Here is a 13,724-nt window from a genome sequence, read left to right as displayed (position 1 = left end):
ATAAATTCCTTAATTTTTTATTGTAGAAACATCCAGTTTTCGTTTTTAATTAATGAATACTCAAACTGACATAAAAGATTGTCAATGAGACATGGTATTTTAATTAGCTGATGAAGTTAAAGATTTTGCTCTTTGTTTTTGTTTTGACGTTTTACTATTCATACGCTTTAAGACAAAAAGTGCTTCCTTATTTTTGTTATTAGCAATAAGCACCTCTGCGTAGTTAAGCGAAATATCTACATCATGACCATTTGATAATTGATAGGCACTTATCAATGCTGTTAAAGCATTTTCTTTCTCGCCAGCTTTGAACAAAATCATTCCACGGGTATCAAGTACACTAGGATGCTTAGGCGCTAAATTAACAGCTTTAGCAGAGTATTTTAATGCCGACTCTATATTATTACTTTCAAGGTTTAACCAAGCCAAATTATTGAGAACAACAATATCATCAGGTCTTTCTAACAGCATTTTTTCATAAAGGGGTATAGCCTTTTCTTGTTGTGTCTCAAGATAATAATTAGCCAGTATAGAACGAACATTATTATTCGGGCCTTTCACTTCAAGAAAATCTTCTAAGATGGATATCGATTCATCTGTTGAACCAGCACCTTTTTGTGCTATAGCAAGTAAAATAACATTTTTACCTGATGGGAAGCTCTCATAGAAAGCTTTTAAAAGTGGAATGGCTTTTAAATAATTTTTTTCTAAAAGTAAAATTCGACCGTCAACACCTCCAACAACCTTTTCATTAATGTCGCTGTCTAAAAACTCAGGATAAAAAGATTTAGCTGACTGCAACTTACCGTTATCAAGTAATATTTGCATCTTAGCGGCTTTCAGCATCGTATTATTTTTTTGATATCCGCTTAACGCTTTATCGACAAGACTCAAAGCCGACTCAACGTCTTTATTACGCATGTATTGATCTAATACTAATATAATAGGCTCGACTGCATATGGATTTGTTTTAATCCATTTGTCGATCACAACAGAGACGCCGTTGCCTTTGTTAATATTGCGATGAGCCACAACACTTAATTGCCACAGCTTAGCCGGAGAGCTTATTGATGCTTCAAACGAATCAAGAATACTTAACGCATCTTTATAATTATTTTGATCGATTAACACTTGAGCATATAATAGTCCAAAGGCTAAATCATCTGTACTAGACTCAAATATGTCTTTTATTTTTGATGTAGCTAAATCCCTTCTGTTTAGGTCTGTTCTAGCAACCACATAATATAGCTCTAGCATTTTTTCATTTTCAGGAAAAAGACTTAAACCCAGTTCTGACAAACGGATTGCTTCAGCAGGTTCATTTTTTTTCAAAGCTATATTAATTAAGTTTGAAATAGCAAAATAATTTTTTGGAGATAACTCTAAGCTTTTGTTTAAACTAACTTTAGCTAAATTTAACTTGTCTTGCTTTAAATATACCGTTGCTAATATATTAAAAGCACCTGGATTATTGGGATACTTATCTTGCCACGTCTTTGATATTTCAAGTGCTTTATCAAAGTCATTAACTTGTAAAGCGGCTGAAACTAAAGCAAGTTGCGCAGAAAGCATATCAGGCTTCAATGAAAGTGCGCTTTGTAAATTTGTCATCCCTGAAGGATCATTTAACATCAGCTTTAAAATGCCGGTACTTATATTTTCCTCTGCATTGTCACTATCTTTACTTGTTATTTTAGCAGCAAGTTTCTTAGCGTCATCAATCGCGCCAATTTCAGCTAACTGTAAGCTCAACGTAGATAAAAATTGTTTATCATCTTTATTCGACACAGTAAAATTATTTAATGTTTCGGTAATTTCACTAATTAAACCCAATTGCAGTTGACTAATTGCAAACATTTTTAACGCAGGATGTTCTGCAGGTAAATACTGAACAATAGCGCTTAAGTGATGATAACTTTGTTCAAAGTTTTCCAAGTAGTAGGCACTTGCTCCAGCAACAAGCTTAAGTTGTGGCGAATTAAAACCAAATAATTCAGCTTGTTTAGCATGCATACTAGCTGCTTTATAGTCTTGAGACTCAAACCTAACTATAGATTTTATATAATGTGCATAAGGTTGGTTTGGTAGATTTTTTAAAATAGAGTCAGCGTATTTTTCAGCACTTTCATAGTCCTTCTCTTTAAGAGCTGCATCAGCTAAAAGTAAAACAATAATTCTTGATTTAGGTTGAATTTTTGCATAATTCAAATAATTTTCACTCACCTCAGCATATAGGCCTAGAGCTGTATTGATTTGAGCGAGCAACATTACTGACTCTGGATTTTCAGGGAATATATCAAGTGATTTGTTAACGGCCTTTTTTGCAGCATCCAATTCATTATCAAATAATAAAAGATAGGCAGTAGAAAGGTAGGAATAAGTTGTAGAGACAGACAATTGAATAGAGAGTTGTTCTGATTTCTTTGCAGACGCATTATCTTGAATACGAATATTAGCTAAAATGTTATAAGCTAAATACTGAGATTTTAGATCATCAGGTAATTCAAGCGCTTTCTCATTCAATGAAATAACGTCTTCATCAGAGTTAGTGATTAAATAAGCTCTTGCCAATAGTGGAACAACTTTATTACTTGTGTACTTGAGTTCTTGCGCTTTCTCTAATTCTTTTACCGCCTCAATGCCACTACCTTGTTGTAAATAGAGCTTACCCAGTAAAAATCGAGCTTCATTATTTTTAGGCGCTTTAGTAATTGCATTTTTTAATTCGATGATACCTTCATCAATTTTGCTATCGGTAATATATGCTTTTGCATTATCGAGATGAGTTTCGGCAGTTTCACTTTTGCTGCAACTTACAACCACCATCAATACACAACAACGAACTATAATACTTAACCATTTCATCATTCAATTCCTTCAAGAGTTTACATAGCCTTTATACTTATCAATATACTACCTACTTAGTAAACCTCTTACAATTGTTAGTAAAATTAACTAATGGCAATATTAATTAAGCTTTTCTCCTCATAAATAAAAACAAGTATCACAAACCGTTAATTCTCGGTAGTATTAGATATTAAAGTATGAGCAACAACGACTAACAATGAATAAAAACACCTTATTTGATCAGCCAAAAATAAATGCGCCCTTCGTAGGTATATTAATACTTTTTGCTACTATTTGTGCTTTAAATATCCCTATTTTAATTACGCTATGGCGACACGGTTTTGATGACGGTACCTATTCACACGCTTTTCTAATACCTTTTATTAGCTTATACCTATATTATGAATTAGCGCAAAGTGGCAAACTACGATTCAGAGAAAAATTTGCAGTTCTTCCCACCATATTATTGTTACTCAGTTGCTACCTATTATTCATTACAACCAACGCACAAATAAGTGTTGGTTATTGGGGCGCGTTATTAGCCGTATTTATAACCAGTGTAACGATGCTATATCGATTTAATTGGTATATTGTTTTCCCTGCAGCTTTTCTTATTTTTATATTTCCTTTTTGGGGTGTATTAGTCCCTTTACTGCAAAATGTATCGATTGCTGCCGTAACCTATATGATGAGCTTTACTGGTGTACCCACTTATGTAGAAGCAGAGTTTGTTACTATACCCGCAGGTGTTTTTGAAATAGCAGATGGATGTAGCGGCCTAAGATACATGATCGTTTCATTAGCCATTGGTTCTCTCTTTATTTTTCTTAATATTAGAGATACTAAGCGTGCAGCGTTATTTTTATCACTAACGATATTAGGGGCTTTACTCACCAATTGGATCAGAATTACAGCACTAATATTAATTGGTGAGTATAGCAATATGGAAAGTAGCCTGATGGAAGATCACAATACTTTTGGCTGGTACCTTTATGTACCTTTCATGATTTTGTTATTTTACTGGGGAAACACACTTTCAGGTTCTTTATTACCAGAGCCTAATAAAGTGGAAAATTTTGACCGGTCGAATCCAAATAAATTAGCACTATTTTTTCTAATCATAATGACCTTAGCATCATCGAGCACACTTAGGCTCTCAATACCCCAGGATGTCAATGTAAATGAAGTAAAAATCGAAAAAAACACCCCTGAGGTTTTTTACTATTCATCGAAAATAAATATGAATATATCAGCTGGGAATACAGAGATTACTTATTCTATTTACTCTTTCAATGGCGAAGACTTAGATGGCAAACCAAGCTACTATAACAATAATGTAATCCCCAAAGGTTGGTCTGTTCAGAAAAAGTTTGTAGAGAATAACTGGCTAATTTATCAGATTTCTAAACATAATAATAAAGCGCTCGTTTTTGTTAAATATAAAATATCTAATGATACATCAACTCAGGTAAGGCAATTTAAAGTCAATCGTATTAAAAAAGCATTAACGGGTAATAATGATACTGAATTGCACTGGGCTTTTGCGCGATGTAAATCGAATTGTACTAAAGCTGAAACAGAAGCAATGATAAAGCTTTCACTTGATAATTTTAAAGAGAAGAAAAAATGAGAAAAGGAATTATATTAGCTGGCGGAAGTGGCACACGCCTTTACCCGTTAACTAAAGTTGTTAGTAAACAACTCATGCCTGTATACGACAAACCAATGATTTACTACCCGTTAGCCACTCTAATGCAGGCGGGCATTAAAGATATTCTAATTATTTCAACGCCAGAAGAAATTCATCGTTTTGAAGACTTACTAGGCAATGGTGAAAATTTTGGGATCAATTTGGCATATAAAGTCCAACCAAGCCCAGACGGTTTAGCTCAGGCATTTATTATTGCTGAAGATTTTCTAAATGGTTCTTCTGCTGCATTGGTATTAGGCGACAATATGTTCTACGGACATGATCTTGTTAAATCATTACAAAATGCGAATAAGCAAGCCTCTGGTGGAACAGTTTTCGGGTATCATGTTTCCAACCCTAAGTCATATGGTGTTGTTGAATTTGATGAGGCTGGCAAAGCGATCTCTATTGAAGAAAAGCCAACATCACCTAAGTCAAATTACGCTGTACCGGGTTTATACTTTTTTGATGAACGCGTTGTTGAGTTTGCTAAACAAGTAAAACCTTCAGTACGTGGCGAATTAGAAATTACTGATATTATTGATCAATATTTACAAGCAGGCGATTTAAGAGTCGAAATAATGGGTCGTGGTACAGCATGGCTAGATACCGGTACCCATGACGATTTATTAGCTGCCGCACAGTTTATTGCCACTATAGATAAACGCCAAGGATTAAAAGTTAATTGCCCAGAGGAAATAGCTTTTCGAAATGGTTGGGTCACTCCAGATAAGTTACGTGAAATAGCAGCTCCGCTCATAAAGAGTGGTTATGGTAAATATTTATTAAAGTTAATAGATGAGCGTGTTTTCTGATGGACTACATAGATACTAAGGTCCAGACGTAAAAATATTAGAACCAAAAGAGTCATTTAAAACAGATATTGCTAAAACATTACAATGGTATTTAAATAACGAAAATAAGTGGAAAAGTGTAATGGATGGCAGTTATCAAGACGGGATTAAAGAGCAATATTCAAAATAGCATAATACAAATAATAGCACTGTTTATTTGAACGTTTAAAGCTTGGTTTTTAAGGAGCACTGATGAAAAAAAAATCTGACTATATTTACTGTTATTTTGATTATATTAAAACATTAACTGTAAAAGTAACCCTCAAGATTAAAAGCTCATATAGTGCACTGGTTTTATTGTCTCTTATATTTTGTAGTTACAGTATACAAGCTAGTAATTGTAATGTTTTTCCTCAATCAAACATTTGGAATAAAGAAATAACAAATGCACCTGTTCATAAGCAGTCAGCTATTTGGTTAAACGCTATTGGCAAAGGTGTTAAAGTTCACCCTGATTTTGGCTCGAACAATTTTAAAAACAAAGCAGCAGGAATTGCTGTTAATTATACCAATAATAATACTCCAAAACATTCAGTTTTGTTTAGATATAAAGCTGAAAGTGATCTCGTAAAATATCCCATTCCCGAACAGGTAAAAATAGAAGGTGGTGCAAGCTCTAAAGGCGATAGACATATAATTTCATTTGATACTGACCAATGCATTTTATATGAGTTATTTAATGTTTACAAAAGAGAGTCTGGACAATGGACAGCTGGCTCAGGTGCTGTGTTTGACTTGAATAGTAATAATTTGCGACCTGATAAATGGACATCAGCCGATGCTGCTGGCCTGCCCATATTCCCAGGGCTTGTTCGCCATAAAGAAGTCGAGTCTGGCGTAATTAATCATGCACTCAGGTTTACTGCACGAACAACAAACAGAGCATATTTATGGCCTGCAAGGCATTTTGCATCAAGGCATAATAACCCTAACCTTCCTCCTATGGGCATGCGCTTAAGATTAAAGCCAGACATTGATATTTCAAACTTCTCACCACAAGCAAAAGTCATTGCAATAGCACTAAAAAAATACGGTATGATTTTAGCTGATAACGGTGGTCCATTATTCATAAGTGGAGAACCTAATGAAAAATGGAGTCACTGGGGCTTAAAAGATTTAAAAAAACTTGTTAGTAATAATTTTGAAGTCGTAGATACAGATTTCTTAAAGATACATCCCGATTCCGGAACAACTGACCCCGAAGAGGCTTATAAAAAAGAAAGCATTATCACTAATACCGATAATAAAAAATATAAAAACAAAGCTAAATACTACACACAATTTTATGTTTCTAATTACGGGCATGATTCTTACGACGGTACCAATCAACGACCATGGAAAACATTGCAGCATGCTTCAAACCTTGCAGAGCCGGGTGACACGATAAACGTAGAAAAAGGAAGTTATAAACCTTTTACGATTTCAAAAAGTGGTACAAAAGACCTTCCAATTACGTTTAGTGCAGACAATGCAAAAATTGATGGTTTTGAAGGAAGTTCGAGAGATGGCATTGAAATTAAAAATGCAAACCATATCACTATTAAAGGATTTGAAGTACACCACGCTAACAGAGCGGGCATTAGCGCAGTAACATGTTCAGATATCACCATCGAGTGGAACAAGTTGGTTAAAAATAATATGTGGGGGATATTCACCGGCTTTTGTAGCAATTTAACCATTAATAACAATATAGCGACTAAATCAGTTAAACAGCACGGTATTTATGTTTCAAATACCTCTGATAACATTTCAGTTCACGACAATATAACCCATTCAAACAATGCAGCAGGCATTCAACTTAATGGCGATAAAAATATGGGGGGTATAGGATTAATTACCAATGCTAGGGTGTACAATAATTTAATTTACCATAATGGTAAGGCGGGAGGGTCTGCATTAAATATGGATGGAGTACAATATTCAAAAGTATACAACAATATATTGTATGACAATTATGCCACTGGAATTGCCCTATTTAAAGATACTGGTGGTGATGGTTCTAAATATAATGAAATTGTTCATAATACCATTGTAATGCCGAAAGATGGGCGTTGGTGCGCCCTATTTAAAGTTAACAGTAGTTATAATGTATTTAAAAATAATGTTTGCGTTTCTCGTCATAATTATAGAGGAGCCGTTAGCATTGACGACAGTTCTTTAATTGGTTTTGAAAGCGATTACAATGCGTACACACCTACATTTACTTTAAATGGCGGCGAAAGTACAATGTCGTTACAAGAGTGGCGTTTGATTTCCAATAATGATAAACACAGTAAACCAGTTACCAATATAAACAACTTATTTGATTATTTATTAAAAGACTTCACTCCCTTTAAAGATAGCTTATTAAACGAAAAAGGTATTTATATGAGTGAATATCCATCCGACTACATACACAAAAAACGCACTAACCCTCCAAGCATAGGTGCGATTCATTAATAAGTTTATTTTAGAAACATAAGAGTAAATATGTCTATACAAAAAACACAAGTAACCATCGCAATCATCACATGCCGTCGCCCCTTGTGGTTACAGCGTTTACTTAAGTCTTTAATCAAACAAAAAGTGTCTGACGATATAGAATTAAATATACTTGTTGTGGATAACGCGGGTGAAGAAAGCACTGTAGATGTTGTGAACCAAATAGCAAAAAAAAGTAAGTATTCGATTCATTACTTCCATGAATCATCTGCTGGTATTGTTTTCGCAAGGAACCGCTGTGTTGAAGAGTTTTTAAAAACAGATTCACAAAACCTTTTCTTTATTGATGATGACGAATGGCCAGAGTCTGACCAATGGGCACAAAAATTACTTGATAAAAAAGCGGAATATAAAGCTGATGTTGTTACCAGCCATGTAATTTCAATGGGTGGAGAAGACACCCCAAGCTGGGCAATTGACCTAATTTATGGAAAGAATAATTTAGTTGAGGGTGATAGTGTAAATGTTTTTTATACCAACAACCTTTTACTATCTCGTAAAGTATTAGAACAAGTTAACCCGGCTTTTGACGAAAGGTTTGCGATGACAGGTGCTAGCGATTATCACTTTGCGTTAAAGTGTCAAAAGGCGGGTTTTAACGCTTTTTATACTAACGCCGCCGTTATAGAAGAGTTTCCAAAATCTAGAGCTACAGTTAAATGGTTTATGAAAAGGGGCTTTCGTTCAGGCATTGGCTTTACCAGAAGCCACCTATTTGAAGACTCACTTATTAAGACAGTTTTATATTGCACCGCGATGTCTGCTATAAGGCTTGTTCGTGGTATCGGCTATTGTATGTTAGGTATCGTTACATTAAATAAAACAACCTTTGTTGATGGATTATTCAGACTATGCTCTTCAGTGGGTACCATTGCAGGTTTTTTTGGCATTAAACATAACGAATACAATACGATTCATGGTCAATAATACTCGCGTAAACAAAATAGAATGGTTATTAGTTGAAGACATAACATGCTTGAAAGAGCATATAGCCCGATGGCAACAACTAATACTTGAAACAGAAAGTAACCTATTTTGTTCACCAGAATGGATAATGACCTGGATAAAAATTTACTGGCAACCAAGTTGGCAGTTAAAAACTATCATTGGTTTTGAAAATAAAAAACTTGTAGCGATTGCTCCATTATATATACAACCAAGTAAAACACTCATTTCAATATCGAAATTATTACCTTTAGGACAAGGTGAGCCGGAAGAAAGTGAGGTTTTATCAGAGTTTCAGGATATTGTTTTACTTCATAACACTGAATCGATATATAACGAGCTGGCAAATAAAATACTATCACTTACATTTGACAGTTTGTATTGCAATACGTTATTACCAAACTCAAACTGGCACCGGATATTAGCAAATTTTAAAAAAACCACGTTTACAAACACAGGACAACGATATTTAATAACCAATAATCAAGATTACCTACTTACATTAAGTAAAAATAATAAAGCTAAGTGGAAAAGTTGTAAAAATAAATTAGAAAAATTGAATACGGAATTTATATGGGTATCTGAGTCAGATTACGGTAAATATTGGCAGCAGTTAATTCTATTTCACCAGCAAAGGTGGAATAAAAAAGGCAAACTTGGTGCTTTCTTCCATGATGACTTCATCAAGTTTCACGAAATTTTTCAATTAAGTAAAAGTGTAAAAATAAGCGTTATGCTGATTGACCATAAGCCCATTGCAATAAATTATTATTTAACCGACCATAATACCTTGTTTTTTTATCAGTGCGGATGGGATGAAAAAGACCATGCTAATTTATCACCAGGATTTTCCTTGCATATTTGGAGCATACTAAACAATCCATTTGAAAATTATGATTTTATGAGCAGTGACTTAAATGATAGTTATAAAAGTACTTTCGCGAGCCATAAACCTGAAAAAATTTACCGGGCCTTATTTGAAAAGAGTAAGATAAAGAACATTCTGTTCACCACAATAAAAAAATTATTACACAAATTTAAATAACGGTATTATTAAACAATTAAAATTTATTTATATATATACGCTGAAAAATGGATCTCATAAAACCTATGGCACACCAATTCCCACAAAAAGAAAATAACAACTCATCATTAGCCTTCGTTTTATTATTTTTGTATACAGCAGCCGTATTAATACGCCCGCATGAAATGTTTGTTGGAACTAGAGAGTGGATTGTAATAAAAATTCTAGCTATTCTCTGCTTTTTGGCAACATTAATAGGGCAACGCCCAATAAAAATCCACCCTCAACATTGGATGTTACTTGCTCTAGCTCCATTAATAATATTATCTGGTTTTTTCAACAACTCTGGAATGACAGGCTTGGATGAAGCTATAGACTTATTTGCTAGTTCACTTATCCCTCTATTTCTATATACCACTTGTATCACATCAGTTAAACGACAACATGCTCTTATGTATATATGCCTTATTGCTGCCTTAATCATGGTTCACAATGGGCACGTGCAGCAAACCGCATATATGGGAGATGGTTGGGCACTATATTCTCACTCCGTTGGTCGTATTGACTTAGGAGAAAGACGTATAACCTATTTAGGTTTTTTTTCTGATCCTAATGACATTGGGATGTTATTGGTTATGTGCATTCCCTTCACTGTTTATTTTTTCAAAAGTGGTAAGACACTGATAAAACTATCCATGATATTAAGTTTCAGTGCGTTATTATATGGTATATACCTAACAGGTTCACGAGGCACTATGTTAGGGGCAGGATCATTAGTGGGCGTTTATTTCTTAGTTGCTTATGCTGGGCCTAAGCTTTTCATCTCATCTTTAATTTTGGCACCTATAGCAGCAACAGTAGTAACTTCACTACAAAGTAATATAGATGATTCCGCTAATTCTCGTTTAGAGGCATGGTACCATGGCATACAAATGATGTTTGCTAATCCTGTTTTTGGTGTAGGTAAAAGTAATTTTGTTGAAGTCCATGGCTTAGTTGCCCACAACTCATATATTCATATTCTTGGCGAGTTAGGAATTCCTGGTTATAGTCTATGGGGTGGTGCTTTAGTTTTTACTGTAATTGTTAGCTATTCTTTTATAAAATTCAAAAACAAAGACAAAAAGGAAGATAAATTTGATAATTTATCTGTACCTAACAGACGATCATCCAATTTAGCCTCAACAAAGAATGAAAAAAGGTTAAAACTTGATGGTGAAACATTAAATAGAGAATACGCTTTAAACCAAACATTATTTTTCTCAATGGTGGGGTTTATGGTAACCGCCTTCTTTTTAAGTAAAACATTTCATTTACTACTCTTTATTTTTATTGGTATGACACTAGCTAGCCATATTAGATTAGTAAGATTAGAACCAAAACTTGAAAAATTCTTTAATACTAACATCGCTATTCGCTCCATGTTATATTGTTGGGTTGTAATTGTAGCGGTATATATCACACTTAAAATGGGTTTATAAGACAAGGAAAAGATATGATTCTAGGATACACAACGGGCGTTTTTGATTTATTTCATGTTGGTCATGTTAATTTACTACGTAACGCAAAAGCTATGTGCGACAAATTAGTTGTCGGCGTAACGACCGATGAGCTAGTAAGTTATAAAAATAAAAAATCGGTTATATCTTTCGAAGAAAGAATGGAAGTTGTTCGCTCATGTAGGTATGTCGATGCAGTAATACCTCAAGAAGATATGGACAAATTTACACAGTGGGAAAAAATAAAGTTTGACGTTATGTTTGTCGGTGATGATTGGTTTAAAAGTGAAAAATGGGAAGCAATCGATAACAAATTTAAAGAAGAAGGTGTGCGTGTTGTCTATTTTCCATATTCCAAAGGTACATCCTCTACATTAATTAATAATGTTTTATTAGACCTTCGTAAAGACAAATAAAAGACTTAACTCAATAGAATAATCAGGGAATAGTATGTGTGGCATTTTAGCAACAATCGGTGATATAAATAAAAACATTAGTAATGACGAGTTTCAAACAGCCTTATCACTACAGGCTCATCGTGGGCCTAACGATATGGGTTTTGAAGCGTTCCATGGTAACAGGCTAGGTCATACTCGGTTAAGTATTATGGATTTATCGGATTCTGGCCATCAACCCATGTATTCTGACTGCCAAAAAGTTGCACTCATATTTAATGGTGAAATCTATAATTTTAAAGAACTAAGAACGACTTTAGAACAAGAGGGAGTTTCGTTTACCTCTCAATCAGACACTGAAGTTTTATTAAAGTCTTATATCCACTATGGTATTGACTGTATTGAGCGCTTTAATGGCATGTTTGCTTTCATTATTGTTGATAAAAGATCGGAACATGATTGCACCTACGTAGTACGTGACCGCCTCGGAATTAAACCGTTATTTTATTTTAAAAATGATGAAAGTTATATTTTTTCATCAGAAGTAAAGTCTATTTTGGCTTTAGCCAAACAAAAATTCACTCTAAATAAGAAAACTGTTTCTTCTTATTTTTCATATCGCTATTCAATACTTGATGAAACATTCTTTGAAGGTATTCAAAACCTTACCCCTGGTAGTTACCTACATATTACCAAGCAAGGTACTACACAACAAAAATATTGGCAGTTAGCAGATTTTGTCGACCAAAGTGAAGACAAAGGTGAAGCTTATTATTTGAAGCGTGTAGATGAATTATTAGATTCAGCGGTTAAATATCGAATGATATCAGATGTACCTTTTGGGGCTTATCTTTCTGGTGGAGTTGATTCAAGTTTAATTACCGCCATTATGGCAAAGTATACTAAACAGCCAATTAAAACTTACACCATAGGTTTTTCAGAAGAAGGCTATAACGAATTCGAATATGCTGATTGTGTCGCAAAACGTTACCAAACCGACCATAAAGCAATAAACATCGATGCGACCGAGTATTTTGATACGTTAAATAAGCTTGTTGCTTTTAAAGACGCACCGTTATCGGTACCGAACGAGGTACCTTTATATTTAATGAGCAAAGAGCTTAAAAAAGATATTACCGTTGTTCTCTCCGGTGAAGGTGCAGACGAAATATTTGGCGGCTATGGCCGAATTTTTCGCTCGACCGATGACTTTACTCACCAAGATATTTTAAAAGAAAAAACAGAGACCGCTGCACTTTTTGATAAAAAATATGGTCAACAGCACTTCTCATCAGAACTAGAGCACTTTATTTATAATTACAGCTATACCAAACCGGTATTAAAGCACAACCTGTTAGCAAAAAATGTTGACTGGCAAACAATAGAGTTAGCATTAAATCAAAGGTTTGAGCAAAGCTTCAACGAAGTAGCAGCATCTGATTATCAAACAAAAATGATGTATACGTTCGAAACGGTGCATTTACAAGGACTATTATCTCGAGTGGATACCACCACAATGGCAACGTCGGTAGAAGCGCGAGTGCCTTTTGTTGACCACCGCTTGGTCGAATTTGCTTTTAGCATTCCTAACAAATATAAGCTTAAATGGAATTCTGCACAAGACCAAACCCTTGCTAAAACCAAATTGTCAGACCAAAGTTCAGAAGTGCATGACACGCCTAAATACATCCTTAAAAAGATGGGTGAAAAATACTTACCTAATGAAGTGCTTTATCGTAAAAAAATGGGTTTCCCTGTACCTTTAGACAAATGGCTAGGCGGTAGTTTTGCTGACCAAGCAAGGAAAATTCTAACCGATAAAGACAATATTGCTAACCAAGTGATTGATACAACTTTTGTCCTTTCTTTATTAGATGATAAAGACTTAGCAAAAAATCATAATCTAGCGATGAAAGTTTGGATGGTTTTAAACTTGTTTTCTTTTTGTGACATCTATTCACCTTATCTTTCCAATAAATAGAGAGTTAA

At 34.3% G+C, this 13,724-nt stretch carries 9 protein-coding genes; 8 read left to right on the top strand and 1 reads right to left on the bottom strand.

Features of this window, described 5'->3' with window-relative positions; all coding sequences use genetic code 11:
- Nucleotides 1–99: 99 nt before the first annotated feature.
- Entirely contained in the window at nucleotides 100–2,868 is a 2,769-nt protein-coding gene (prsT, locus tag H4J57_RS04375; RefSeq protein WP_182242085.1) for an XrtA/PEP-CTERM system TPR-repeat protein PrsT, read from the bottom strand.
- A 196-nt stretch (nucleotides 2,869–3,064) separates the two neighbouring features.
- Here prsT and xrt point away from each other — a divergent pair, with 196 nt between their 5' ends.
- From xrt to asnB, 8 genes are all read left to right on the top strand, one after another.
- Nucleotides 3,065–4,477 (top strand): exosortase, encoded by a 1,413-nt coding sequence (gene xrt, locus H4J57_RS04370; protein WP_182242084.1) that lies wholly within the window; start codon nucleotides 3,065–3,067, stop codon nucleotides 4,475–4,477.
- Complete coding sequence (gene rfbA, locus H4J57_RS04365) at nucleotides 4,474–5,352, top strand: glucose-1-phosphate thymidylyltransferase RfbA (protein ID WP_182242083.1); 879 nt, start codon at nucleotides 4,474–4,476, stop codon at nucleotides 5,350–5,352. The genes xrt and rfbA overlap by 4 nt, the downstream gene beginning before the upstream one ends.
- 231 nt (nucleotides 5,353–5,583) lie before the next feature.
- Nucleotides 5,584–7,830: a nitrous oxide reductase family maturation protein NosD gene (locus H4J57_RS04360; RefSeq protein WP_182242082.1), complete on the top strand. Its 2,247-nt coding sequence runs from the start codon at nucleotides 5,584–5,586 to the stop codon at nucleotides 7,828–7,830.
- 30 nt (nucleotides 7,831–7,860) lie between these two features.
- Nucleotides 7,861–8,799 (top strand): glycosyltransferase family 2 protein, encoded by a 939-nt coding sequence (locus H4J57_RS04355; RefSeq protein WP_182242081.1) that lies wholly within the window; start codon nucleotides 7,861–7,863, stop codon nucleotides 8,797–8,799.
- The gene (locus H4J57_RS04350) at nucleotides 8,789–9,862 is read left to right on the top strand and encodes a GNAT family N-acetyltransferase (RefSeq protein ID WP_182242080.1); all 1,074 of its coding nucleotides are present in this window, start codon (nucleotides 8,789–8,791) and stop codon (nucleotides 9,860–9,862) included. The genes H4J57_RS04355 and H4J57_RS04350 overlap by 11 nt, the downstream gene beginning before the upstream one ends.
- A 47-nt stretch (nucleotides 9,863–9,909) precedes the next feature.
- Nucleotides 9,910–11,322: an O-antigen ligase gene (locus tag H4J57_RS04345; protein WP_259366792.1), complete on the top strand. Its 1,413-nt coding sequence runs from the start codon at nucleotides 9,910–9,912 to the stop codon at nucleotides 11,320–11,322.
- A gap of 14 nt (nucleotides 11,323–11,336) precedes the next feature.
- A complete protein-coding gene (locus H4J57_RS04340; protein WP_070375132.1) occupies nucleotides 11,337–11,756 on the top strand; it encodes an adenylyltransferase/cytidyltransferase family protein in 420 nt (139 codons plus the stop codon).
- 34 nt (nucleotides 11,757–11,790) lie between these two features.
- Nucleotides 11,791–13,716: an asparagine synthase (glutamine-hydrolyzing) gene (gene asnB, locus H4J57_RS04335; RefSeq protein ID WP_182242079.1), complete on the top strand. Its 1,926-nt coding sequence runs from the start codon at nucleotides 11,791–11,793 to the stop codon at nucleotides 13,714–13,716.
- Nucleotides 13,717–13,724 lie beyond the last annotated feature (8 nt).

This window comes from Colwellia sp. BRX8-7 (assembly GCF_014077275.1).
GTDB lineage: Bacteria > Pseudomonadota > Gammaproteobacteria > Enterobacterales > Alteromonadaceae > Colwellia_A.
This window is presented reverse-complemented; position numbering and strand designations above follow the sequence as displayed.

Coding starts and splice junctions, on each gene's coding strand:
- prsT (WP_182242085.1), bottom strand. CDS start 2,868: ATGATGAAATGGTTAAGTATTATAGTTCGTTGTTGTGTATTGATGGTG.
- xrt (WP_182242084.1), top strand. CDS start 3,065: ATGAATAAAAACACCTTATTTGATCAGCCAAAAATAAATGCGCCCTTC.
- rfbA (WP_182242083.1), top strand. CDS start 4,474: ATGAGAAAAGGAATTATATTAGCTGGCGGAAGTGGCACACGCCTTTAC.
- H4J57_RS04360 (WP_182242082.1), top strand. CDS start 5,584: ATGAAAAAAAAATCTGACTATATTTACTGTTATTTTGATTATATTAAA.
- H4J57_RS04355 (WP_182242081.1), top strand. CDS start 7,861: ATGTCTATACAAAAAACACAAGTAACCATCGCAATCATCACATGCCGT.
- H4J57_RS04350 (WP_182242080.1), top strand. CDS start 8,789: ATGGTCAATAATACTCGCGTAAACAAAATAGAATGGTTATTAGTTGAA.
- H4J57_RS04345 (WP_259366792.1), top strand. CDS start 9,910: ATGGATCTCATAAAACCTATGGCACACCAATTCCCACAAAAAGAAAAT.
- H4J57_RS04340 (WP_070375132.1), top strand. CDS start 11,337: ATGATTCTAGGATACACAACGGGCGTTTTTGATTTATTTCATGTTGGT.
- asnB (WP_182242079.1), top strand. CDS start 11,791: ATGTGTGGCATTTTAGCAACAATCGGTGATATAAATAAAAACATTAGT.